We start from the raw sequence: 21,366 nt of genomic DNA, 5'->3' as shown, positions 1-21,366 counted from the left end.
AACTTACGCGGTCAGCTTCTGCATCAGCTCTTCGGAGATGTCGAAGTTGCCTTCGACCACCTGGACGTCGTCGTTGTCTTCCAGCACGTCCAGCAGCTTCAGCAGGCTGGCCGCGGCGTCCTCGGAAGGCGCGACGGTGTTCAGCGGGCGCCAGGTCAGGCGCGCGCTCTCCGCACCGCCGAACTTGGCCTCCAGCGCGTCGCGGACGACACCGAAATTCTCCACCGTGGTGGTGACCTCGTGGCCGTTCTCGTCGGATTCGACATTGTCGGCGCCGGCCTCCAGCGCGACCTCGAACACGGCGTCGGCATCCGCCGCGGCGGCCGGGTAGTAGATCGCGCCGATGCGGCTGAACATGAAGCTGACCGAGTTGGTCTCGCCCAGGCTGCCGCCATACTTGGTGAAGCTGGAGCGCACTTCCGCGGCGGTGCGGTTGCGGTTGTCGGTCAGCGCCTCGACGATCAGCGCGACGCCGCCGGGGCCGTAGCCCTCGTACCGCACCTCTTCGTAGTTCGCGTCGTCGCCGCCGCCGGGCGTGCCCTGCTTGATGGCGCGGTCGATGCGGTCGCGCGGCATGTTCTGCGCTCGGCCGGCCAGGATGGCGGCGCGCAGGCGCGGGTTGGCCGCCGGGTCCGGCAAGCCGCTCTTGGCGGCCACGGTGATCTCGCGGGCGAGCTTGTTGAAGATCTTGGACCGCTTGGCGTCCTGCGCGCCCTTGCGGTGCATGATGTTCTTGAACTGGGAATGACCGGCCATGGGTCGAACGAGCCTCGAAACGGAATTGGTCAATCGGGCGGGGTGAGCGCACGACACATGTAACAGGTCTGCCGCCCCACCGCACCTCTTCGGCGCGGGAGACGACACCCACGGGATTAGAAAGTCAATATGGCGAGATTGCGGCGTGACCGGAGCCCCACCGGAGCCCCTGGGCCGCCGTCACGTCAGCCCGTGCCCGTTGGCCGGCCAGAATGCGGGGTCGAGGAGTTCCCCCACGTCATAAGGGCAGTCGCGGGGAAGGTCCTGCTCATAGAGCCCGTCGCACTCCAGCCCCATCAACGCCTCCTCGCGTCCTCCGGCCCAGGCATCCGGCAGAACCTCGCTCAGGCGCGCCTTCAGGCTGGGACTGTCCTTGAGCAGCCGCGCCAGGGACAGGCGCTGCTGGCGAACCGAGCGCTTCCACCCCTCGCGCGGCCCCTCGGCCGGCGACAGTTCGAGTTTCAGCAGATGTTCGATCACCCGGATGAGCCGGCTGAGAAGCTCCCGACGGTCCCGCCCACCCATGCTCTCGATTTCCTCGGCGAGATTCTCCCAATCGAGCGGCAGGTTGGTTCCCGACGCCGCGGCCTCGCGCAGGCGGGCCGCCTGCTCGATCGCCCAGGCGTAGAAATCCTCATCATGCTTCGCATGGAAGCCCATGGCGCGGCGCTCCGGCTATTGCATCCGTTCCGGCAAAGTCTGGCTCAGCCGCCCGCCGATGCGCAACGGCTCGATGCGGACCGCCAGTCCCGTGCGGTCGTCGGTCTCGACGTAGCAGCCGCAGACGGTGCCCTCGCCTTCCGCCGGCGAGAGCCGTTCGGTCGGCAGCTTGCGCACCATCTTGGCCAGCGCCACTTCCTTCTTCATGCCGATGGCGCTGTCGTAATCGCCGCACATGCCGGCATCGGACTGATAGGCGGTGCCCTTCGGCAGGACCATGTGGTCGGCGGTCGGCACGTGGCTGTGGGTGCCCACCACCAGCGAGGCGCGGCCGTCGCAGAAATGGCCCATGATCATCTTCTCGCTGGTCGCTTCGCCATGCATGTCGATCAGCACGGCATCGACGCCCCCCGGTCCCAGCCGATGCGCCTTCAGCACCCGGTCGACCGCGGCGAAGGGGTCGTCCATCGGTTCCATGAACAGGCGAAGCAGGACGTTGACGACCAGCACCTTGCGCCCGCCGCGCGCCTGCAACAGGACGAAGCCGCGGCCGGGCGTGCCTTCGGGATAATTCACCGGGCGGACGATGCGCGGCTGCTGCTCGATGGTGCCGACCAGTTCCTTCTGGTCCCAGGTGTGGTTGCCCAGCGTCACCACGTCGATGCCGGCCTCGAAGAACTCCTCGGCGATCTTGACCGTCACCCCGTAACCGCCGGCCGAGTTCTCGCCGTTCACCACCGTCAGGTCGGGGTCCAGCTTCTCGCGCAGCATCGGCATGTGCGCCAGCACCGCATCGCGCCCGGCCCGGCCCACAACATCGCCGAAGAACAGAATCCGCATCGCCCCAACCTTCCCGATTGGATCGGATCGCGTAAAATCGGTATCGATTTGAGGCGTGAATCCGATCGTCATACACAAAACCATAGCTCCGTGCGTTTCATATTAAACGGACGGAGCTATGGCTACTTACGAATGCGGAGCGTCTCGCGCTCCGTCAGGATCCAGTCCAGCCGCTCGTCATGGGCGTCCACCGGCACCGCCGGCATCTCCTGCGCCGCAAAGGCCACGCCGACCGCAATCACCGCGCCGTCGTCCCGCAACGCATCCAGCGTCCGGTCGTAATAGCCGGCGCCATAGCCCAGCCGATGGCCGGAGCGGTCGAAGGCCAACAGGGGCACCAGCAGGACCGAGGGCCGGAGCACCGCGCGTCCCTCCGCGGGTTCCCGGATGCCGTAGCGGCCGGTCGCCATCGGCGCCTCCGGAGCCCAGTCGCGGAACAGCAGCGCGGTGCCGCGCGGCCCGGACACCGGCAGGCCGATCGAGTGGCCGAGACGCTTGAGATGGAGCAAGGCCGGTCGCGCGTCGAGTTCCGAAGCGAGCGGCCAATATCCCCCGGCGGCGCCGCGCGGCAGATGGCCGTCCTGCGCCAGTTCGGCGATGCGGTCGCGCACGGCGGCGGCGGCGGCGGGATGGTCGGAGGCTGCGATGGCATCGCGCCGGGCGCGCGCCTCGCGTCGGGCGGCGTCCTTGGCTTGCGGATCGGTCATCGCGGACTGCGTAGGGGAGAGGAGCGGCCCCGAAAAGAGGGAGGCCCCGGAAAAGGGTGGAAGGCGCCGCCTCGGCCGGTGGCCATGTGCCTATCCTCCATGGCCTGCATGAGCAGGTGGGCGCCGTGTACCCGGCCCGATGGGCCGGACAGGGACAGCTCCCTAGAGATCAAGGTTATCGGCCCTGGGGATTATTGCAGCCTGTCGAACCAGGCAGCGGTCCTTCCGTGTACCAATCTAGGCGCGTTCGAGCCGCGCGGCAACCTCTTCGATGCGTTTTGCGACACGATCGAGTTCACCGACCACCGCGCCCTCGTCCACCGCGGGGGCGATGCCCTTGCCGGACATCACGTCCTGCAGCTCGTCGGCCAGCACCAGGCAGGTCATCAGCATCATCTGCGCTTCCGACCCGCTGCGGCCGCCGCCGGTCAGCCGGTGCAGCCGGTCGTCGACATAGGCTGCCAATTCGCGCAGCCGCGCCTCCTGCCCGTCCTCGCACAGCATCCGATAGAAGCGGCCGTTCACTTCGATGTCGACCTGGGCCATGGCGTCAGCTCTCCAGCACTTGTTGCAGTCGGGCGATGGCGACCTCCAGACGCTGGGACACCGCCTCCGCGGTGGCCTGGGCGGTCGCGCGATCCGCCCGGGCGGTTTCCAGCGCCTGCGACAAGTCCTGCTCGCGCCGGACGACCCGCTCGTCGCGGGCCGTCGCGGCATGTTCCAGCCGGTCCACGGCACGGCCGAGACGGTCGAGCGCGGCTTTCAGGGAATCCATGGACGTCAACCTCGACCTGTGGGCACGTCATGTTCGACAGGCATCCTGACCCGGACCGGCTGTCCGCCAAGCCGAGCCGCTGCCGTTCGGAGCGCCTAGAGTTGGCCCGGCGAACCGACCGCGTCAACCGCCACGACGGTTTGTTCCACGGAAAGCCCATACGGGATAGTTGGGCGTGACGGAAGGCCGCAGCGGATGCATTGGTGACGAAACGAAGCTGTACGGCAGGCTTCCCTCCCGGTAGAGGAGCCTCTGCCATACCATTCGCTACCCCATTCCCATGTTGACCTGCGCACAGCGGTTCTGCATGGTGCGCCCGTTTCGCGGCGCCTTTTGGGGTGACCGCGCAACCACCGTTGCCGACGCCGCAACCGCGTCCGACCCCGCAGGAAACGCCAGATGTCCGCTGACTCCGCCCAGCCCTCCCTCCACACGATGGCCAGCGCGATCCGCGCGCTCTCCATGGACGCGGTCGAGGCCGCGAAGTCCGGCCACCCCGGCATGCCGATGGGCATGGCCGACGTCGCCACGGTCCTGTTCACCCAGTTCCTTAAGTTCGATCCGAAGAACCCGTCCTGGCCCGACCGCGACCGCTTCGTGCTGTCGGCCGGCCACGGCTCGATGCTGATCTACTCGCTGGCCTACCTGACCGGCTACGAGCGGATGACCATCGACGAGATCAAGCGCTTCCGCCAGATGGGCAGCCTGACCCCGGGCCACCCGGAGGTCGACCCCAGCCTCGGCATCGAGATGACCACCGGCCCGCTGGGCCAGGGCGTCTCCACCGCCGTCGGCATGGCGCTGGCGGAGCGGGTCACCAACGCCCGCTTCGGCGACGAGTTGATCGACCATTACACCTACGTCATCGCGTCCGACGGCGACCTGATGGAGGGCGTCAGCCACGAGGCCTGCTCGCTGGCCGGCCATCTCGGGCTGAACCGCCTGATCGTGCTGTGGGACGACAACCACATCTCCATCGACGGCTCGACCGACCTCAGCTTCACCGACGACACCCAGGCGCGCTTCCGCTCCTACGGCTGGAACACCATCGCCGTCGACGGTCACGACACCGACGCGGTATCGAAGGCCATCGCCCAGGCCCGCACCTCCACCGACAAGCCGACGCTGATCGCCTGCCGCACCATCATCGGCAAGGGCGCGCCGAACAAGGCCAACACCCACGGCTGCCACGGCTCGCCGCTGGGCGCCGACGAGGTCGCCGCGACCCGCACCGCCATCGGCTGGACCCATGAGGCCTTCGTCGTTCCCGACGACGTCCTGTCCGCCTGGCGCGCCGCCGGGACCCGCAGCGCCGGCGCCTACGACGACTGGAGCGGCCGCCGCGCCACCCTGACCGAGGCCGCCGGCAAGGCCTTCGACGAGGCCTTCGGCCGCGGCGTGCCCTCGGCCCTGGCTGACACCATAGTCGCCTTCAAGGAGAAGGTCAGCGCCGAAAAGCCGAGCTGGGCCACCCGCGTCGCTTCCGGCAACACGCTGGAAATGCTGGTCCCGGCGATCCACGAGCTGATCGGCGGGTCCGCCGACCTGACGCCGTCGAACAACACCAAGGTCAAGAACACCGCCGACATCAAGGGCAAGGGCGAGTTCGCCGGCCGCTACGTCCGCTACGGCGTGCGCGAGCATGGCATGGCGACGCTGATGAACGGCATGACGCTGCATGGCGGCATCATCCCCTACGGCGGCACCTTCATGCAGTTCGCCGACTACTGCCGCCCGTCGATCCGTTTGGCCGCGCTGATGAAGCAGCGCACCATCTTCGTGATGACCCATGATTCCATCGGTCTCGGCGAGGACGGCCCGACCCACCAGCCGGTCGAGCATCTGGCCGCGCTCCGCGCCATTCCCAACCTGCTGGTCCTGCGCCCGGCCGACGCGGTCGAGACCGCCGAATGCTGGCAGATCGCGCTCGAGGCCACCGGCGCTCCCTCGGTGCTGGCGCTGACCCGCCAGAACGTGCCGACGCTCCGCACCGAGCACACGGCCGAGAACCGCAGCGCCCGCGGCGCCTACGTCCTGGCCGAGGCCGAGGGCGGGCGCAAGGCGACCATCCTCGCCACCGGCTCGGAAGTGTCGCTGGCGATGGAGGCCCGCAAGGCCCTGCAGGCCCAGGGCATCGGTACCGCCGTTGTGTCTATGCCGAGTTGGGAACTGTTCGAGCGCCAGGACGACGCTTACAAGGCTTCCGTGCTCGGCACCGGCGTCCGCGTCGGCGTCGAGGCGGCGATCCGCCTGGGCTGGGACCGCTGGCTGGGCGACAAGGGCGCCTTCGTCGGCATGGCCGGCTTCGGCGAATCGGCCCCCTACCAGGAACTGTACAAGCACTTCGGCATCACCGCCGAAGCGGTCGTGGACGCCGTCAAAGCTCGTCTTTAAGGGCGCGTCTCTGAGAGAAGCCGAAGGGGCGTCCTGCCGATCTTGGGCGCCCCATATCCAACTGGAGGAAGTCATGGCTGTACGGGTAGCGATCAACGGTTTTGGCCGCATCGGCCGTCTGGTTCTGCGCGCCATCTACGAGAGCGGCCGCAAGGACGTGGAGGTCGTGGCGATCAACGACCTGGCCGATCTGAAGGCCAACGCGCACCTGCTGAAGTACGACAGCGTCCACGGCCGCTTCCCCGGCACTATCGAGACCGGCGACGGTGTCCTCATCGTCAACGGCCACTCCATCAAGGTCGTGCAGGAGCGTGACCCGGCCAAGCTGCCGTGGAAGGATCTGGGCGTCCAGATCGCCATGGAATGCTCGGGCATCTTCACCAAGCGCGCCGACGCCGCCAAGCATCTGGAAGCCGGCGCCGAGAAGGTGCTGATCTCCGCCCCGGCCACCGACGAGGACATCACCGTCGTCTACGGGGTGAACCACGACAAGCTGACGGCCGAGCACAAGATCGTCTCCAACGCGTCGTGCACCACCAACTGCCTGGCCCCGGTCGCCTTCGTGCTGAACAACCTCGTCGGCATCGAAAAGGGCTTCATGACGACGATCCACTCCTACACGGGTGACCAGCGCATCGTCGACACCAACCACAAGGACCTGCACCGCGCCCGCGCCGCGGCCCTGAACATGATCCCGACCTCGACCGGTGCGGCCAAGGCGGTCGGCAAGGTCCTGCCGGAGCTGAAGGGCAAGCTGGACGGCACCGCCATGCGCGTGCCGACCCCGAACGTCTCGGTCGTCGACTTCAAGTTCACGTCCAAGCGCGCCACCTCGGTCGAGGAGATCACCAAGGCGATCTCCGACGCGGCCAACGGCCCGCTGAAGGGCGTACTGGAAGCCTACACCGAGGATCTGGTTTCGACCGACTTCAACCACGACCCGCACAGCTCGATCTTCGCGCTGAACGAGACCAAGGTCATCGACGGCAACTTCGTCCGCATCATGACCTGGTACGACAACGAGTGGGGCTTCTCCAACCGCATGAGCGACACCGCCGTCGCCATGGCGAACGCCAAGTAAGCCTCGCTTCGCTAAGAAAAGGGCGCCCTCCGCAAGGAGGGCGCCTTTTTTCGTGCAGGGTTCCAGTGCCCCCTCCCCATCCCTCCCCCGCCCTTGGCGGTGGAGGGGGTTAGGAGCTTTGTCGGAGTGCGGCGGCAGTCCCCTCTCCCTCGAAGAGGGGGAGGGTTAGGGAGGGGGCATTCGCAAGCCGACGCCTATCCCCGCTTACGCCGCCCGCACCGTCGCCAGGAAGTCGCCGACCTGCGCGTTCAGCCCGGCCGCTTCGCTGGTCAACTTGCCCAGCGCCTCGACCAGTTCGCGGGCGGTACGGCCGCTCTCATCGGACGCCGCGGTGACGCCGGAGATGCTGGTCGACACCTCGCCGGTACCGGCGGCGGCCTGCTGGACCGAGCGGGTGATCTCCGCGGTGGCGGCGTTCTGCTGTTCGACCGCGGCGGAAATCGCCGTGGCGATGGCGCTCAGCCGCTCGATCACCGCCGACACCTTCTGGATCTCCGTCACCGCCTCACCGGTCACCGACTGGATGCCGCTCATCTGGCCGCCAATCTCGTCGGTCGCCTTTGCCGTTTGGTTGGCCAGCGCCTTCACCTCGCTCGCCACGACGGCGAAGCCCTTGCCAGCCTCCCCTGCCCTGGCCGCTTCGATGGTGGCGTTCAGTGCCAGCAGGTTGGTCTGGCCGGCGATGGAGTTGATCAGCCCGACCACCGTGCCGATCCTATCGACCGCCTCTGCCAGGCTGCCGATACGGCCGGTGGCCTCCTGCGCCATGCCGACCGCTTCGCCGGCGACGCGGCTGGCTTCCGACACCTGCCGGCCGATCTCGACGATGGAGCTGGACAGCTGTTCCGACGCGGCGGCGACGGTCTGCACGTTGACGGCGGTGCCGTCGCTGGCGCTCGCCACGATTCCGGCGAGGTGGCTGGTCTGCTCGGCCGCGTGCGACATCGCCCGCACCTTCTGACCCAACTCGTCGGTGGTGGTGGAGACCGAGCGGATCATGCCGCCCACCGTCCCTTCGAACCGGGCGGCCAGCCTGTCCATGGACTGCCGCTTCTCCGCCTCCGCCCGGCGGGTGGCCTCGGCCTGCTCCGCCTCGAGCCGGCGGCCGGCCTCGGCATTGACCCGGAACACCTGGACCGCGCGGCCCATGTCGCCCAGCTCGTCGCCGCTGTCGGTCTCGGGGATGACGGTGGACAGATTGCCGTCGGCGAGGCTACGCATGCAGTCGGACAGGCGGCGGATGCGGCGGCTGATCGAATTGCCGACCAGGGCGATCAGCGCCACCACCGGCAGGGCCAGCCCGCCGACGACGGCGGCCATGGTCCACAGGCTGCTGGCGAAACGGGCATCCAGGTCGTCGATGTAGACGCCGGTGCCGATCAGCAGCTGCCAGGGCTCGAACATCTTGACGTAGCTGAGCTTGGGCAACGGCACTTCGGTGTTCGGCTTTGGATACATGTATTCGACGAACCCGTCGCCCTTGGTGCGCGCGGTGTCGACCAGAGCCCGGACGAAGAACACGCCGTTCGAGTCCTTGTTGTCGCGCTGGTCCTTGCCGATCACGTCGGGCCGGACCGGATGGATGACGGTCTGGTAGTTCAGATTCTGGACGAAGATGTAGTCTTTGCCATTGTAGAACATGGTGTTGAGATTGGCCTTGAACCGCTCGAACGCCTGCTCGCGCGTCAGGCGTCCCGCCTTGACTTCGGCTTCGTACCCGGCGGCCAGCCCATGGGCGGTATGCACGACGGAGCGCAAGGTCTCCTTCCGCTCCTCCAGCATGTTGCGCTGGTCGAGCCAAAGGGCGGCGGCGGCAATCGCGATGGACACGGCGCCGGCCAGCGCCACGAGTGCCCAAAGCTTCGCACGCAAGGTCATTTTCGGTCCGCTCATAAGGCATCCCCCACTAAATCGTTCGAGGGACCTGGAGCAAGGATGATGCCAGTTAAGGGTGTACCGTCGCCAAGCGAGGTACAACGTTTGGCAGGCAAGCTATTCGCCATTCTGCCAATCGGCTCGGGCGATGCACGCAATCGGCATCGCATTTTGCGAATCTTTACCCTGCCTTGACGTCGGTCACACCGGCGGCGCGGCCCAGGCATTCGGCGATCCAGGCCGAGACGCTCTTGCCCTCCCGGGCGGCGCAGTCGGCGACGGCCCGGTGCAGGATCGGATTGATGCGGACGGCAAGCCGGCCCGAGAAGGGCTGGTCGCCCTCCCCACCCAGGTCGCAGGACAGATCGAGATAATCGTCCACCGCCCGCCGGAAAGACTCCCTCAGCTCGTCCACAGACCGGCCGGAAAAGGTGATGCCATCGTGTGTATTGATGACCTCGCCGACGAAGACGCCCGCGTCGTTGTCGAAGTCGATCTGGGCCTTGTAACCCTTGTATTCCATCATCGCGGCATTCCCGGGGGAGGTAATCCAATGAAACGGACGCCGACGTTCCGGCTCCCTGTCCGCTATGACCGACCATACTCCGGGATCGTGACCATAGGGTTTGACCTGCCTCAATTCTCCCGGCCGGCCGGACACCGGACCCTCCCGGCGGTCACGCCCCGAACATCCGTTCCAGCCGCACCGCCGCTCCGGCTATGATGCCCGCTCTTCCTCCCATGCCCTCGACGCTATCGCCGGCCGCGACCATGCCCCCTGCACCGCTCTCACGCCCGATCCTGGTCCGCAGCCTCGGCGACGCGCTCGCCGCCGCCGCCGCCGCCGTCTCGGCCGGTGTCGGCCTCGCCTTGATGGCGCCGCCGGCCGGCGGGGCGCTGTGGCTGCTCGGCCTGATGGAGCGGGTGCGTCAGGCTCATCCCGGGCTGGACGTGACCGGGCTGCTCGACTGCGGCGACCGCGCCGGAGAGGCGCAAGGGGCGCTGGCGGCCGGGGTACCCAACCTGCTGTTTACCGGCCGGCCGGAGGCGGCAAGGCGGCTGGCGGCCATCGCCGAGGCCGGCGGCGCCACGCTGCTGACCGCCTGCCCGCCGTTTCTCGACGTCGCCGGCCGCCACCGCACCGAAGGTCGGGGGTCCGGGCGCCGCGACCTGCTGGAGGCGCTATGCCGTGACTGGCTGACCGGGAGCGAAGGTTAGACCCGGCCTACCGCTTTTTCGCACAGCCTCGCCGCGCAAAGGTGGTGTAACGTCACCTAAGGATATTTTTGTGACACAGCACCCTCCCTCCGATGCCGGATGAGCCGCCCATGAGCATCACCTCGCTGACCACGCCGGACTCGACGATCGCGCAACCTCACCGTCCGGGGCAGGCCGCAAGCGGCCGGTCGCCCGAACGAACGGGTCATAGTCCCGCCCCCCATCCGGAGAAGATGCGCGGCCTGCGGCTGGTCGCCGTCTGGGTCGGGCTGACGGCCGGCTCCTGGGCGGTGCTGGGCGGGGCCGGATACGGCCTCTACACGGTGGTCGGTTCTCTTCTGCCCTAACCCCTTTGGGGGGAGTTCCGCATCCCGCACGGCGCTCCACCGGCCGCAGGCCCTAGGCCGTTCAGACGTGGCAAATGGCCGCTTTATGCCCCTCCCGCCGTTGCAAAGCGGCCGAATACGGGCTAAGACGGCGCCATTTCCAAGAATGCCCCAGGGGAAGAGCCACAATGAAGCTCACGCGCCGCGTCAAAGACATTCTCGCCAACTACGAGAGCGACAATCCCGGCACCAAGGCGAACCTCGCCCGCATCCTGATGGAAGGCAAGCTCGGCGGCACCGGCAAGCTGGTGATCCTGCCGGTCGACCAGGGCTTCGAACACGGTCCCGCCCGCAGCTTCGGCCCGAACGACGCCGGCTATGACCCGCACTACCATTACCAGCTCGCCATCGACGCGGGCTGCAACGCCTACGCCGCTCCCCTGGGCTCGCTGGAAGCCGGCGCCGGCACCTTCGCCGGTTCGATCCCGCTGATCCTGAAGATGAACAGCGCCAACTCGCTGTCCACCCAGAAGGAAGCCGCCGACCAGGCCGTCACCGCCTCGGTCCAGGACGCGCTGCGCATCGGCGCGTCGGCCATCGGCTTCACCATCTATCCCGGCTCCGACGCCATGTACGACCAGTACGAGGAGTTCCGCGAGCTGTCGAAGGAGGCGAAGTCCTACGGCCTCGCCACCGTGCTGTGGTCCTACCCGCGCGGCGGCGCCGTCACCAAGGACGGCGAGCTGGCGATCGACGTGATCGGCTACGCCGCCCACATGGCCGCATTGCTCGGCGCCCACATCATCAAGGTCAAGCTGCCGTCGGCCACGCTGGAGCAGCCGGAAGCCAAGAAGATCTACGAGTCGAAGAACATCCCGATCGCCACCCAGGCGGAGCGGGTGAAGCACATCATGCAGTGCGCCTTCAACGGCCGCCGCGTCGTGGTCTTCTCCGGCGGCGCCACCAAGGGCGAGGACGCGGTGTTCGAGGACGCCCGCGCCATCCGTGACGGCGGCGGCAACGGCTCGATCATCGGCCGCAACGCCTTCCAGCGCCCGCGCGAGGATGCCCTCAAGCTGCTCGACCGGATCATGAAGATCTACCAGGGCCGGGAGTAACACTTGGCCAAGGGAAAGCCGACGCAGGCGGAACCTGCCTGCCGACTGTACCTCGTGACGCCGCCGGCCCTGGAGCCGGCGGCGTTCGCGCCGCTTCTGACCGAAGCGCTGGATGCCGGCGACGTCGCCTGCGTGCAGTTGCGCCTCAAGGACTGCTCCGAGGACGATATCCGCCGTGCCTGCGATCTGCTGCGCCCGATCGCGCAGGAGCGTGACGTCGCCTTCATCCTGAACGACCATCCGCGCCTGGCGCGGGAGACCGGCTGCGACGGCGTCCATGTCGGGCAGCAGGACACCTCCTATCGCGATGCCCGCAAGATCCTGGGCAACGACGCCATCGTCGGCATTACCTGCCACGACAGCCGCCATCTCGCCATGATCGCCGGCGAGGAGGGAGCGGACTATGTCGCCTTCGGCGCCTTCTTCCCCACCGCCACCAAGACGGCCGAATACAAGGCCGAGCCGGAGCTGCTGAGCTGGTGGTCGGAGCTGATGGAGGTTCCCTGCGTCGCCATCGGCGGCATCACCGCCGAAAATTGCGCGCCGCTGGTCACCGCCGGCGCCGATTTCCTGGCCGTGGTCAACGCCGTCTGGGGCCATCCGCAAGGTCCGGCCGCCGGGGTCCGGGCGCTGAACGCCGCCATCGAAGCCTCCACCGGGGCCGCACTCGCCGGCTGAACGGCCGGCCGACCACCTGGACTTCCCGACCATCATGGATCTTCTGACGCCCGAGTCGCTGGGCATCCTGTTCGCCGTCGGCCTGCTGGCCGGTTTCGTCGATTCGATCGCCGGCGGCGGCGGTCTGCTGACCATCCCGGCCCTGCTGGCGGCCGGCCTGTCCCCGGCGGAGGCCTTGGCGACCGGCAAGCTGCAATCCAGCTTCGGATCGCTTTCGGCCACCATCAAATTCGTCCGCCGCGGCGAGGTCCATCCGGCGTCGATGCGGACGATGATCCTCTGCACCTTCGTCGGCGCCGGGGCCGGAGCCACGCTGGTGCAGATGCTGGATGCCAGCTTCCTGCGCGACGTCATCCCGATCCTGCTGATCGGCATCGCCCTCTATCTGCTGCTGTCGCCCAAGGCCGGCGACGTCGATGCCCACCAGCGCATCGGCGAGCATGCCTTCGCGCTCAGCATCGGCACCGGCATCGGTTTCTACGACGGCTTCTTCGGGCCGGGCACCGGCACCTTCTTCGCCATCGCCTTCGTCTCCCTGCTGGGCTACAACCTGCGCAAGGCGACCGCCCATACCAAGGTGCTGAACCTGACCAGCAACGTCGCATCGCTGCTGTTCTTCATCGCCGGCGGCCATGTGCTGTGGATGATCGGCCTGCTGATGGGCGTCGCGCAGTATATCGGCGCCCAGGCCGGGGCCCATATGGTGATCCGCAACGGCGCCCAAGTCGTGCGCCCGATGCTGGTGATCGCCTCCATCGTCATCACCGCCAAGCTGGTCTGGACCGACGAGCACAACATCCTGCGCGAGATGTTCACCGCCGCCGCCGCCTGGATCGCCTGACGGGCGCGCTCCCAGCCCCGATTATCTGCAACGATACTTTTTCGCTCAACGCGCACCGGCCGGGGCAACCCTTCCGGCCGAAGGTGCGCGCCTGCCCGTGTTCGTCATTTCATCTTCCGGTTTGCCCCGAACTCCACAAAACTGTTTGTAGAGCCAACAAAAACGACGGGAGGCTCTTTACGTAAGCGTCAGTTCGTGTATCATTGCGTCAATAACACAATTTGGGGAAGGAACAATGTCTCCGACGACGCTCAAGACATGTCTGATGACCGCTGCCGCAGCCATCGCGGTGACCGCACCGATCGCGACCGCCTCCACGGCCTTCGCCGCCGGTTTTGCGTTGAAGGAGCAGAGCGTATCGGGCCAGGGCACCTCCTATGCCGGCGTGACGGCCGGCGGCAACGGCGACGCCAGCGCGATGTTCTACAACCCGGCGACCATGGGGCTGGTCACCGGGATCGAGGCGGTGCAGACCGCCACCGGCGTCATCGTGAAGTCGAAGGTCGACGGCGCCAGCGCCAGCCGCGCCCGGCGGCTGGGCGGGACCGCGATCAGCGGCAATGCCGCGCCCGGCGACATCGCGCAGGACGCGCTGGTTCCGGCCGGCTACTTCGTCTATTCGATCGACGACGACCTGAAGGTCGGCCTCTCGGCCAACGGTCCCTGGGGGCTGGTCACCGACTATGGCGACAACTGGATCGGCCGCTATCACGGCATCCGGTCCGACCTGCGCACCTACAATTTCGCGCCGTCGGTGTCGTACCGCATCAACCCGATGATCATCATCGGCGGCGGCGTGCAGATCCAATATGCGAAGGCCAAGCTGTCGCAGGCGTCGGACTTTGGCGCCAGCCGTCTCGGCCGTCCGGGCTCGCTCGACGTCAAGAGCGACGTGACCGGCGACGATTGGGGCTGGGGCTTCACGCTCGGCGCCCTGATCGAGCCGGTGAAGGGCACCCGCGTCGGCCTCGCCTACCGCTCGGCGGTGAAGCACAAGCTGACCGGCAACATCTCCTTCACCGGCCTGCCGGCCCCGCTCGCCGGCGCCCTGCCCGCCCAAAGCGCCAACGCCGACCTGACCACGCCCGACATCGCGTCCATCGGCCTGTACCACGAGGTCACCGACCGCTGGGCGGTGATGGCCGACGTGCAGTGGACCAACTGGTCGCGCTTCCGCGAGCTGCGCATCAACATCGCCAACCCGGCGCTGTCCTCCTCGACGGACGAGCATTGGAAGGACAGCTGGTACTACGCGCTCGGCACCTCCTACAAGGTGACCGACAAGCTGACGCTGCGCGGCGGCGTCGCCTTCGACAAGGGTACCGTCGACGTCGACTACCGCACGCCGCGCATTCCGGAGCAGAACCGCTATTGGCTGTCGGTCGGCGCCGGCTACCAGGTCACCGATGCCCTGCGCGTCGATGCCGCCTATTCGCACGTCTTCATTCCGAAGACTTCGGTCGCCCTCACCGATGACCTGACCGGCCCCGAAGCCGGCCGCGGCAACCTGAATGCGGACTACAAGAGCAGCATCGACCTGATCGGCCTGCAGGCGAAATTCACGTTCTGAGCTTGCCCGCCCTCTCCCCAACCGGGAGAGGGCGCCCCCTCATACCCCGGCGACCGGCAGCCACAGCACCTGCTCGATGCTCTCGGCCCCGCTGCACAGCATCGCCAGCCGGTCGAAGCCCATGGCAATGCCGCTGCTTTGCGGCATGCCATGCTCCAGGGCGGCGAGGAAATCCTCGTCGACCGGGAAGCGTTCGCCATAGAGGCGTTCCTTCAGCGCCATGTCCGCCTCGAAGCGGGCGCGCTGCACCGCCGGATCGGTCAACTCGCCGAAGGCGTTCGCCAGTTCCAGCCCGCAGGCATACAGTTCGAACCGCTCGGCCAGCCGCGGGTCCTCCGGCTTCGGCCGCGATAGCGCCGCCATGCACAGTGGATAATCGGTCAGCACGCAGGGCACGCCGGCCCCCAGATGCGGCTCGATCCGGTCGAACATGATTCGGAAGACGATGTCCTCCCAGCGGTCGCCGTGATGGGGGACGATGCCGATGCGCGCCGCCTCCGCCGCCAGCGCCGCCGGGTCGGGATCGTGGCCACCGTCATAGGTCGCCATCAGGTCGATGCCGGCATACTCCTGGAAGGCTTCCGGCACGGTCAGCACCCGCCAGACCGCGAAGGGATCGCAGGTCATGCCGCGGAAGCCGAAGCTCCGCCGCCCGCCGGCCTCAGCCCCGGCGCAGAGCAGGTCCCGGCAATCGTCGATCAGCGTGCGGTAGCCGTCCCCGGCGCGATACCATTCCAGCATCGAGAATTCCGGCGCATGCGTTCCCGACCGCTCGCCGTTGCGGTAGACATGCGCCAGTTGCCACAGCCGCGGCACGCCCGCGACCAGCAGCTTCTTCATCGCGAATTCCGGGCTGGTGTGCAGATAGAGCCGGCGGCGGTCGTCCGGGTGGGGTCCCTGCAGTTCGGTGGCGAAGGCCTGGAGATGCGGCTCCATTCCCGGCGAAACCTGCAGGGCCGGCGTGTCCACCTCGATGAAGGCAAGGTCCTGGAACACGCGGCGGACGGCATTCAGCACCCGGCCGCGCGCCGCCAGATAGGGCCGGCGGCGGGCCAGCGCCTCGGGATGCCAGGGAGGAAGCTCGATGGAGCGGATGGGGGCGGACATGTCGGCGCGCTCTTGATGGACAGTCGAAAGGGGTGCGGCCGCATCAGAGCATCCACGGCCGGCGTACTCAAGCCGGCTTGGGATTGGTCACAGCCGCTGCCTGTGATAAACTCCGCCCGTCGTCGTCGGACCGCAGGGCCGGGACGGATGGAACACTGAACAGGGTCGGCAAAAGCGTTTCAAACGTCGCATTGCTGGAGCCGTTCTAAACTCGGCCTGGCCGGTTTGGCGAAGAATCACCCGTCAATCGGCCGGATTGCGCGTGCTTATCGTTCCGCGCCGTTGCCTACCGGCGGTCAAGCTGGTAGGGTCCGCGCCGCCCATATTTCCGGAAGTCATGAGTAAGCCATGAAGGTCAATGCCAACACGATGCGCCCCGGCCATGTGCTGGAGCACAACGGTAAGCTCTGGGTCATCACCAAAACCGCCATCGTGCAGCCCGGCAAGGGCGGCGCCTTCATTCAGTTGGAAATGAAGGACGTCCGCACCGGCAACAAGTCGATCGAGCGGTTCCGCACCCAGGAGACCGTTGAGCGCGCTCGCCTGGACGAGCATGAGATGACCTTCCTCTTCGCCGAGGGCGACAGCTTCACCTTCATGGACAAGGAAAGCTTCGAGCAGGTCGCCATCCCGCGCGACATCATCGGCGAGCCGGCCGTCTTCCTGCAGGACGGCATGGAAGTCACGGTGCAGAGCCATGAGGGCTCGCCGCTGGGCGTCGAGATCCCCGGCAAGGTCACGCTGCTGATCACCGAATCCGACCCGGTGGTGAAGGGCCAGACGGCCTCTTCCTCCTACAAGCCGGCCAAGCTGGAGAACGGCGTGTCGATCCTGGTTCCGCCGCACATCGAGGCCGGGACCCGCGTCGTCGTCGATACCGCCAGCGGCGAATACGTCGAGCGCGCCAAGGACTGATCCTTCTCAGGTCCGTCCTGCCATCACCGGTCTTCGCCACGCGCGGAGGCCGGTGTATTGTTTTCTGGTTCCTGCACGAAACGGTACACCCACACCCATGGCCACCCGCTCCGCTCTCATCAACGTCATGGTCCGCGCCGCCGAAAAGGCCGCCCGGGGTCTCGTCCGCGACTTCGGCGAGGTCGAACACCTCCAGGTGTCGCGCAAGGGGCCGGCGGACTTCGTGTCCGCCGCCGACCTGAAGGCCGAACGCACCCTGCGCGAAGAGCTGCAGAAGGCGCGACCCGAATTCGGTTTCCTGATGGAGGAGAGCGGCGCGTCCAAGGGCAGCGATGCCGAGGCGCGCTGGATCGTCGATCCGCTCGACGGCACCACCAACTTCCTGCACGGCCTGCCGCACTGGGCGATCTCCATCGGCGCCGAGCGCAACGGCGAGATCGTCGCCGGCGTCATCTACGCCCCCATCGGCGACCAGCTGTTCTGGGCCGAGAAGGGCGCCGGCGCCTTCGTCAACCACACCCGCCTGCGCGTGTCCGAACGCCGCAAGCTCGAGGATTGCGTGCTGGCCACCGGCATCCCCTTCAAGGGCCGCGGCGACCACGCCACCTTCCTGAAGGAGCAGGAGGCGGTGATGAAGGAGGTCGCGGGCATCCGCCGCTTCGGCGCCGCCTCGCTCGACCTCGCCTACACCGCCGCCGGCCGGTACGACGCCTATTGGGAACGCGGCCTCGCGCCGTGGGACTGCGCCGCCGGCGTGCTGATGGTCACCGAGGCCGGCGGCTTCGTCGGCGAGATCGATGGCGGCCGCAACCCGGTCTTCACCGGCAACGTGCTCGCCACCAACAGCCACCTCCAGGTCCCGGTCTCCCGCCTGCTGAAGGGCGCCAAGGGCTGAGCCCTGCCCGCCCCATCCGCCGCCCGTCCAGGACGGGAATGGCGGATGGGTGGTTGTGGCTGGAGCGATCGATAGGCTATGGTCTGCGGGACAAAGGTTTAACGGGACGCATCGTTTTGGGCCGCTGGGGACACGCCGACCGCAAGCACCTTGCCGCCGCCGCGCTGTGCGCGGTCTGGACGCTCTCTCCGGCTGCCCTGTCGGCTGCGGCTCCGGCCAATGGCCCCGGAGGCTCACCTGGCGGACTGACGCTGGAAAACGCCGTCCCGCTGCCCGCCCCTCCCCGTCCCAGTCTGCGCACCCCGCCGCCGGTCAAGGCCCCGCCGCGCCTCGTGCTGCCGCAGCCGCTCGATGCGCCTCCGCTGCCGGACCTGACCGAAGGTCCCGCCCAGCCGGTCCCCCGCGCCACCGCCCGCACCCAGCCGGCCCAAACTCCGGCCCCGGCCCCGGCTCCGACTTTGGCTCCGGCCACACCGCAGCAGCCGGCCGCGCCGGGAGGAGCCGCCACTCCGGCGCCGGCCACCCCGCGGACCGACACTGCCGCACTACCCCCTCCGCCGGAAGCGGCACCTCCGGCGGCTAGCCTGCCACCTTCGAGCGTTTTGAGCCTTGTGTTCCCGGCCGATGCCACCAATCTGCCGGATGCGGCAGACGCCGTGGTCGACCGGATCGTCGAGCGGCTTCGTGCCAGCGACACCGCGAGGCTTCAGCTGCGCTCCTACGCCAGCGGCACCCCCGACACGGCGCGCGAGGCGCGTCAGCGGGCGCTGGCCCGGGCGCTGGCGTTGCGCGAGCGGCTGACCGTCTTCGGGATCCGCAGCACCCGCGTCGATGTCCGTGCATTGGGCCTCGACGACGGGGGCGGGGCTTCCGACAGGATCGATGCAGTCTTTCTGAACGAATAGCGCCCACCCCGTGCGCGAGGTCTGATCGGGACACCCCACCGGAGCATCATGACCGCCATAATCCCGACGACCCGACCGCTGGAGGTATCCGCCCTCATGACACGCCCGGAGCGGTTCCTGACCCGGATGATCCTGTTCCTGGTGGTGGTCGTCGGGGTGACTGGCCTGCTGTTCCCCGCCCTGCGATCGGCCTTCCTGAACAACGCGCCGCTGAACGGCGTCATCCTGGCGACGCTGCTCGCCGGCATCGCCTTCATCTTCCGCCAGGTGCTGATGCTGCGCCCCGAAGTGGCCTGGCTGGAGCAGTATCAGAGCGGCGTCGCCCCGGCCGCACTGCAGGAGCCGGTGCTGCTGGCCCCGATGGCGCGCATGCTGGGCGAACGGCGCGGCCGGCTGACCCTGTCGGCCCTGTCGATGCGCTCGATGCTGGACGGCATCGCCTCGCGCCTCGACGAATCGCGGGAGCTGTCGCGCTATCTGATCGGCCTGCTGATCTTCCTCGGCCTGCTCGGCACCTTCTGGGGCCTGCTGCATACCGTGCAGTCGGTGGGCGGCGTCATCGGCAGCCTGTCGGTCCAGGGCGGCGATGTCGGCACGATGTTTTCCCACCTGCAACAGGGGCTGGAAGCGCCGCTGGTCGGCATGGGAACCGCCTTCTCCTCCTCGCTGTTCGGCCTTGCCGGATCGTTGGTGCTGGGTTTCCTCGAACTCCAGGCCAGCCAGGCCCACAACCGCTTCTTCCAGGACCTCGAGGACTGGCTGTCCAGCGCCACCCGGCTGTCGAGCGGGGCTGCCGGCGGGTTGGAATCGGGGGACCATGCCGCCTCCGCCTACCTGACCGCCCTGCTGGAGCAGACCGCCGAGAACCTGGACTCCCTCCAGCGCACCGTCGCCACGGCGGAAGAGGGCCGGCGCGCCGCCAACGCCAACCTGATGGCGCTGACCGAGCGGCTGTCGAGCCTGACCGACCATATGCGGGCCGAACAGCAGCTTCTCCTGCGGCTGGGCGAGAACCAGCTGGAGGTGAAGGGCCTGCTGGACAGGCTGGCGGAAAATGTCGGCGGCGGCTTCGACGACGCCTCGCGCCAGCACCTGCGCAACATGGACATCTATCTCGCCCGCATCGTCGAGGACTCCTCCAACGGCCGCGTCCAGGCGGTGCAAGAGATCCGCAGCGAGATCAAGCTGCTGGCCCGCACCATCGCCGCGCTTGCCGAAGAAGCCGACCAGCAGCCGCGCTGACACCCAAAGCCCCAAAGGCCAACGCCGGGAGCACCCATGGCCAGCATCAGCCGCCGCAACGGCCATCGCGACGCCAACGCCTGGCCCGGCTGGGTCGACGCCCTGTCATCGCTGGTGATGGTCGTCATCTTCCTGCTGATGATCTTCGTCGTGGCGCAATTCTACCTCGCCACCGCCCTGACCGGCCGTGACGAGCAGCTGAGCGCCCTGAACCACAAGATCGCGGAGATGAACGACCTGCTGGCCATGGAGCGGGACGCCAACGGCGACCTCCGCGTCAACATCACCCAGCTGTCGACCGAGTTGCAGACCTCCGTCACCAGCCGTGACGACATGACCCTGAAGCTGAGCCAGCTTCAGGAGGACCGCGACCGCACCGCCCGCACGCTCGAAGAGCTTCAGCGCAACGTCCGCGTCGATCGCGAGACGCTGGACCTGAAGCTGAAGGAGATCCTCAGCCTCCAGGCCGACATCAAGGCGTTGCGCGATGCCCGGCAGAAGCTGGAAGGCGAGTTGGCCGCCGCCGCCGCCGCCACCAAGCTGACCGAACAGCAACGCCAGGCCCTGCTGTCCGAACTCGGCACCACCCGCGACCGGGCCAAGGCGCTGGAGTCGGAACTGGCCTCCGCCGCCGAGAAGACGATGCTGGCGCAGAAGGAGATCGACCAGCGCGACATCCGGCTGAAAGGGCTGGAGTCGCAGTTGGCCGACAGCCGCAGCCAAGCGCAGAAGGACCTGGAGCAGCGCGAGCTCCGCATCCGCGACCTGATGGCCTCGCTGACCGGCGAACAGGCGGAGGGCACCAAAAGCAAGCAGCAGATCGACCTGCTGAACCAGCAGCTTCTGGCGCTCCGCGACCAGCTCGCCCGCATCGGCGCTGCGCTGGAGGTGTCGGAAAAGGCGACCTCCGAGCAGAAGGTGCAGATCGCCGAGCTGGGCGCCCGGCTGAACCAAGCGCTTGCCGCCAAGGTCCAGGATCTCGGCCGCTACAAGTCCGAGTTCTTCGGCCGCGTCCGCGAAGCGCTGGGCAGCCGGCCGGACGTCAGGATCGTCGGCGACCGCTTCGTCTTCCAGTCGGAGCTGCTGTTCCCGTCGGGCTCCGCGACGCTGGAGGAAGCCGGCAAGCAGCGTCTGGCCGACCTCGCCCGCACCCTGCTCGAGATCGGCAAGGCCATCCCGTCCGACATCAACTGGGTGCTGCGGGTCGACGGTCACACCGACATCAAGCCGGTGCGCTTCCAGTTCGCCTCCAACTGGGAACTGTCGTCGGCCCGGGCCCTGTCGGTGGTCAAGTTCCTGATCGACCAGGGCATCCCGCCCGAGCGCCTCGCCGCCGCCGCCTTCGGCGAGTTCCAGCCGATCGATCCCGGCAGCTCCGACGAGGCCCTGGCGAAGAACCGCCGCATCGAGATCAAGCTGGATCAGCGCTGACCGTCTTTCATCCGCCCGGAACCACGCCGGGC

22 protein-coding genes and 1 other RNA gene are annotated in these 21,366 nt (G+C 67.9%); 13 read left to right on the top strand and 10 right to left on the bottom strand.

Annotated elements, in window-relative coordinates; genetic code table 11:
- Positions 1–3: 3 nt before the first annotated feature.
- The 7 genes from JHL17_RS28500 to JHL17_RS28470 form a co-directional block, all read right to left on the bottom strand.
- Positions 4–756, bottom strand: a complete 753-nt coding sequence (locus tag JHL17_RS28500; RefSeq protein ID WP_200198017.1) for a YebC/PmpR family DNA-binding transcriptional regulator — start codon at positions 754–756, stop codon at positions 4–6.
- 180 nt (positions 757–936) lie between these two features.
- Positions 937–1,416: a DUF29 domain-containing protein gene (locus tag JHL17_RS28495; protein ID WP_200198016.1), complete on the bottom strand. Its 480-nt coding sequence runs from the start codon at positions 1,414–1,416 to the stop codon at positions 937–939.
- A 15-nt stretch (positions 1,417–1,431) separates the two neighbouring features.
- The gene (locus tag JHL17_RS28490) at positions 1,432–2,256 is read right to left on the bottom strand and encodes a TIGR00282 family metallophosphoesterase (protein ID WP_200198015.1); all 825 of its coding nucleotides are present in this window, start codon (positions 2,254–2,256) and stop codon (positions 1,432–1,434) included.
- Positions 2,257–2,378: 122 nt separating this feature from the next.
- Positions 2,379–2,963, bottom strand: coding sequence for a 5-formyltetrahydrofolate cyclo-ligase (locus JHL17_RS28485; RefSeq protein WP_200198014.1), 585 nt, complete (start codon positions 2,961–2,963; stop codon positions 2,379–2,381).
- 59 nt (positions 2,964–3,022) lie between these two features.
- Positions 3,023–3,186: non-coding RNA, 6S RNA (gene ssrS, locus JHL17_RS28480), on the bottom strand.
- A 14-nt stretch (positions 3,187–3,200) separates the two neighbouring features.
- Positions 3,201–3,509, bottom strand: a complete 309-nt coding sequence (locus JHL17_RS28475) for a cell division protein ZapA (protein ID WP_200198013.1) — start codon at positions 3,507–3,509, stop codon at positions 3,201–3,203.
- Between the two features lie 4 nt (positions 3,510–3,513).
- Positions 3,514–3,738 (bottom strand): hypothetical protein, encoded by a 225-nt coding sequence (locus tag JHL17_RS28470; RefSeq protein WP_085088803.1) that lies wholly within the window; start codon positions 3,736–3,738, stop codon positions 3,514–3,516.
- 399 nt (positions 3,739–4,137) lie between these two features.
- Between JHL17_RS28470 and tkt the strand changes: the two genes are divergently transcribed.
- Both tkt and gap read left to right on the top strand, forming a co-directional pair.
- The gene (gene tkt, locus JHL17_RS28465) at positions 4,138–6,132 is read left to right on the top strand and encodes a transketolase (RefSeq protein WP_200198012.1); all 1,995 of its coding nucleotides are present in this window, start codon (positions 4,138–4,140) and stop codon (positions 6,130–6,132) included.
- Between the two features lie 73 nt (positions 6,133–6,205).
- A complete protein-coding gene (gene gap / locus JHL17_RS28460) occupies positions 6,206–7,213 on the top strand; it encodes a type I glyceraldehyde-3-phosphate dehydrogenase (RefSeq protein WP_200198011.1) in 1,008 nt (335 codons plus the stop codon).
- Between the two features lie 204 nt (positions 7,214–7,417).
- On the opposite strand, the gene JHL17_RS28455 is transcribed toward gap, so the two are convergent.
- A complete protein-coding gene (locus JHL17_RS28455; protein ID WP_200198010.1) occupies positions 7,418–9,106 on the bottom strand; it encodes a methyl-accepting chemotaxis protein in 1,689 nt (562 codons plus the stop codon).
- 163 nt (positions 9,107–9,269) lie between these two features.
- On the bottom strand, positions 9,270–9,614 hold the full coding sequence (locus tag JHL17_RS28450; protein WP_200198009.1) for a type II toxin-antitoxin system HicB family antitoxin: 345 nt from the start codon (positions 9,612–9,614) through the stop codon (positions 9,270–9,272).
- A gap of 245 nt (positions 9,615–9,859) precedes the next feature.
- On the opposite strand from JHL17_RS28450, the gene JHL17_RS28445 reads away from it, so the two are divergent.
- The 6 genes from JHL17_RS28445 (at position 9,860) to JHL17_RS28420 (ending at position 14,839) form a co-directional block, all read left to right on the top strand.
- Positions 9,860–10,306 (top strand): hypothetical protein, encoded by a 447-nt coding sequence (locus JHL17_RS28445; RefSeq protein WP_247893874.1) that lies wholly within the window; start codon positions 9,860–9,862, stop codon positions 10,304–10,306.
- Positions 10,307–10,416: 110 nt separating this feature from the next.
- On the top strand, positions 10,417–10,653 hold the full coding sequence (locus JHL17_RS28440) for a hypothetical protein (RefSeq protein WP_247893873.1): 237 nt from the start codon (positions 10,417–10,419) through the stop codon (positions 10,651–10,653).
- A 167-nt stretch (positions 10,654–10,820) separates the two neighbouring features.
- Positions 10,821–11,750 (top strand): class I fructose-bisphosphate aldolase, encoded by a 930-nt coding sequence (locus JHL17_RS28435; RefSeq protein ID WP_200198006.1) that lies wholly within the window; start codon positions 10,821–10,823, stop codon positions 11,748–11,750.
- Between the two features lie 3 nt (positions 11,751–11,753).
- Positions 11,754–12,428 carry a thiamine phosphate synthase gene (gene thiE / locus JHL17_RS28430; protein WP_200198005.1) on the top strand — a complete coding sequence of 225 codons (675 nt, stop codon included), beginning with the start codon at positions 11,754–11,756 and terminating at the stop codon, positions 12,426–12,428.
- A 34-nt stretch (positions 12,429–12,462) separates the two neighbouring features.
- Complete coding sequence (locus JHL17_RS28425) at positions 12,463–13,269, top strand: TSUP family transporter (protein WP_200198004.1); 807 nt, start codon at positions 12,463–12,465, stop codon at positions 13,267–13,269.
- A 265-nt stretch (positions 13,270–13,534) separates the two neighbouring features.
- On the top strand, positions 13,535–14,839 hold the full coding sequence (locus JHL17_RS28420; RefSeq protein WP_247893872.1) for an OmpP1/FadL family transporter: 1,305 nt from the start codon (positions 13,535–13,537) through the stop codon (positions 14,837–14,839).
- A gap of 39 nt (positions 14,840–14,878) precedes the next feature.
- On the opposite strand, the gene epmA is transcribed toward JHL17_RS28420, so the two are convergent.
- Positions 14,879–15,946 carry an EF-P lysine aminoacylase EpmA gene (epmA, locus tag JHL17_RS28415; RefSeq protein ID WP_200198002.1) on the bottom strand — a complete coding sequence of 356 codons (1,068 nt, stop codon included), beginning with the start codon at positions 15,944–15,946 and terminating at the stop codon, positions 14,879–14,881.
- Between the two features lie 348 nt (positions 15,947–16,294).
- On the opposite strand from epmA, the gene efp reads away from it, so the two are divergent.
- From efp to JHL17_RS28390, 5 genes are all read left to right on the top strand, one after another.
- A complete protein-coding gene (efp, locus tag JHL17_RS28410) occupies positions 16,295–16,861 on the top strand; it encodes an elongation factor P (RefSeq protein WP_109048864.1) in 567 nt (188 codons plus the stop codon).
- A gap of 97 nt (positions 16,862–16,958) precedes the next feature.
- Positions 16,959–17,756 carry an inositol monophosphatase family protein gene (locus JHL17_RS28405; protein WP_200198001.1) on the top strand — a complete coding sequence of 266 codons (798 nt, stop codon included), beginning with the start codon at positions 16,959–16,961 and terminating at the stop codon, positions 17,754–17,756.
- 116 nt (positions 17,757–17,872) lie between these two features.
- A complete protein-coding gene (locus JHL17_RS28400; RefSeq protein ID WP_200198000.1) occupies positions 17,873–18,661 on the top strand; it encodes an OmpA family protein in 789 nt (262 codons plus the stop codon).
- 48 nt (positions 18,662–18,709) lie between these two features.
- A complete protein-coding gene (locus tag JHL17_RS28395) occupies positions 18,710–19,903 on the top strand; it encodes a flagellar motor protein MotA (protein WP_200197999.1) in 1,194 nt (397 codons plus the stop codon).
- 36 nt (positions 19,904–19,939) lie between these two features.
- A complete protein-coding gene (locus JHL17_RS28390; RefSeq protein WP_200197998.1) occupies positions 19,940–21,334 on the top strand; it encodes a peptidoglycan -binding protein in 1,395 nt (464 codons plus the stop codon).
- The last annotated feature ends 32 nt before the right edge of the window (positions 21,335–21,366 follow it).

It is taken from the genome of Azospirillum endophyticum, assembly GCF_016595245.1.
Taxonomy (GTDB): domain Bacteria; phylum Pseudomonadota; class Alphaproteobacteria; order Azospirillales; family Azospirillaceae; genus Azospirillum; species Azospirillum endophyticum.
The sequence above is the reverse complement of the archived record's forward strand: the minus strand, read 5'-3'. Positions and strand labels throughout refer to the sequence as shown.

Bases quoted from the DNA above. Each gene is read 5' to 3' on its own strand.
- JHL17_RS28500 (WP_200198017.1), bottom strand. From the start codon at position 756: ATGGCCGGTCATTCCCAGTTCAAGAACATCATGCACCGCAAGGGCGCG.
- JHL17_RS28495 (WP_200198016.1), bottom strand. From the start codon at position 1,416: ATGGGCTTCCATGCGAAGCATGATGAGGATTTCTACGCCTGGGCGATC.
- JHL17_RS28490 (WP_200198015.1), bottom strand. From the start codon at position 2,256: ATGCGGATTCTGTTCTTCGGCGATGTTGTGGGCCGGGCCGGGCGCGAT.
- JHL17_RS28485 (WP_200198014.1), bottom strand. From the start codon at position 2,963: ATGACCGATCCGCAAGCCAAGGACGCCGCCCGACGCGAGGCGCGCGCC.
- JHL17_RS28475 (WP_200198013.1), bottom strand. From the start codon at position 3,509: ATGGCCCAGGTCGACATCGAAGTGAACGGCCGCTTCTATCGGATGCTG.
- JHL17_RS28470 (WP_085088803.1), bottom strand. From the start codon at position 3,738: ATGGATTCCCTGAAAGCCGCGCTCGACCGTCTCGGCCGTGCCGTGGAC.
- tkt (WP_200198012.1), top strand. From the start codon at position 4,138: ATGTCCGCTGACTCCGCCCAGCCCTCCCTCCACACGATGGCCAGCGCG.
- gap (WP_200198011.1), top strand. From the start codon at position 6,206: ATGGCTGTACGGGTAGCGATCAACGGTTTTGGCCGCATCGGCCGTCTG.
- JHL17_RS28455 (WP_200198010.1), bottom strand. From the start codon at position 9,106: ATGAGCGGACCGAAAATGACCTTGCGTGCGAAGCTTTGGGCACTCGTG.
- JHL17_RS28450 (WP_200198009.1), bottom strand. From the start codon at position 9,614: ATGATGGAATACAAGGGTTACAAGGCCCAGATCGACTTCGACAACGAC.
- JHL17_RS28445 (WP_247893874.1), top strand. From the start codon at position 9,860: ATGCCCCCTGCACCGCTCTCACGCCCGATCCTGGTCCGCAGCCTCGGC.
- JHL17_RS28440 (WP_247893873.1), top strand. From the start codon at position 10,417: ATGAGCATCACCTCGCTGACCACGCCGGACTCGACGATCGCGCAACCT.
- JHL17_RS28435 (WP_200198006.1), top strand. From the start codon at position 10,821: ATGAAGCTCACGCGCCGCGTCAAAGACATTCTCGCCAACTACGAGAGC.
- JHL17_RS28425 (WP_200198004.1), top strand. From the start codon at position 12,463: ATGGATCTTCTGACGCCCGAGTCGCTGGGCATCCTGTTCGCCGTCGGC.
- JHL17_RS28420 (WP_247893872.1), top strand. From the start codon at position 13,535: ATGACCGCTGCCGCAGCCATCGCGGTGACCGCACCGATCGCGACCGCC.
- epmA (WP_200198002.1), bottom strand. From the start codon at position 15,946: ATGTCCGCCCCCATCCGCTCCATCGAGCTTCCTCCCTGGCATCCCGAG.
- efp (WP_109048864.1), top strand. From the start codon at position 16,295: ATGAAGGTCAATGCCAACACGATGCGCCCCGGCCATGTGCTGGAGCAC.
- JHL17_RS28405 (WP_200198001.1), top strand. From the start codon at position 16,959: ATGGCCACCCGCTCCGCTCTCATCAACGTCATGGTCCGCGCCGCCGAA.
- JHL17_RS28395 (WP_200197999.1), top strand. From the start codon at position 18,710: ATGACCGCCATAATCCCGACGACCCGACCGCTGGAGGTATCCGCCCTC.
- JHL17_RS28390 (WP_200197998.1), top strand. From the start codon at position 19,940: ATGGCCAGCATCAGCCGCCGCAACGGCCATCGCGACGCCAACGCCTGG.